General features: G+C 57.0%; 1 protein-coding gene. It reads left to right on the forward strand.

The annotated features are described in order from the left end of the window. Positions 1 to 103 precede the first annotated feature (103 nt). Positions 104 to 1,049 (forward strand): ABC transporter substrate-binding protein (locus IVA74_RS00005; RefSeq protein ID WP_247338618.1); only part of this gene is annotated, 946 nt, incomplete at its 3' end.

Here is a 1,049-nt window from a genome sequence, read left to right on the forward strand (position 1 = left end):
GAAGTGAGGGCGTTAGCAGTCGAGGTCAGAAAGTGACCTGCACCGATGGTCAACAGGTGGTATAGTCGTTTGGTCGTCGTCCTCAGACAGCTAAGAGGATGGAATGAAGCGGCGAGAGTTCATTGCAGGAACTGCAGCGCTGTTCATTTCGCCACGCCCTTCGCACGGGCAGGGTAAACGTCGTCGTCTCGGCTTCCTCGCCATCGGCGATGGAAGCGGGAAGGCCCTCAATCAAGCCGAGCTTGCGTTCCTTGATGCGCTGCGAAGCCTAGGTTGGATAGAGGGAAAAAACCTGGCCATTGAATATCGGTTTTCTCAACCCGCAGATCGATTAACCGATTCCGTCGCCGAGCTGATGGCGCTCGGCCCCGACATCCTGATTGCCCCGGGACCGCAAGCAGCCATAGCGCTCAAATCTGCGACCGCCACTATTCCCGTTGTGTTCGTGGGTGTCGCTGATCCCGTGCACCTCGGCCTCGTACAAAGCCTGTCGCGGCCAGGTGGCAACATTACGGGCGTGACGACCAATGTTCCCGATGACTTCTTTGCAAAACGCCTCGAAATTCTTCGAGAACTTGTTCCCGGCGCATCCAAAATCGCTGTTTTGGTCAACCCCGACAATCCGCTGCAAAGCCTGTACTTCGCGGAAGAGATCCCCCGCATAGCCCGGAACCTCGGCGTGGCTCTGCCTCTCGTTCCGGCGACCACGCCAGAAGAACTCGACCTTGCCTTTGCCTCGGCCGTCGCCCAACGCGCCGATGCGATCATTGATTTTGGCGATGCCCTCACTTATGCCCAGGCACAGCGGATCATCGCGCTCGCGGCTAAGTATCACCTGCCAGCAAATTATTTATTTCGACATTATGCCAATGGAGGATTATCGGTATACGGGGCAGATACAGCCGATCTATTCCGCCGCGCTGGCGACTATGTTGACAAGATCCTCAAGGGCGCCAAGCCTATGGACCTCCCGGTAGAGAGGCCAACAAAGTTCGTCCTCATCATCAACATGAAGACGGCCAAGGCGCTCGGTCTCACCGTTCCGCCAT

It is taken from the genome of Bradyrhizobium sp. 132 (assembly GCF_023074185.1).
Lineage (GTDB): Bacteria > Pseudomonadota > Alphaproteobacteria > Rhizobiales > Xanthobacteraceae > Bradyrhizobium.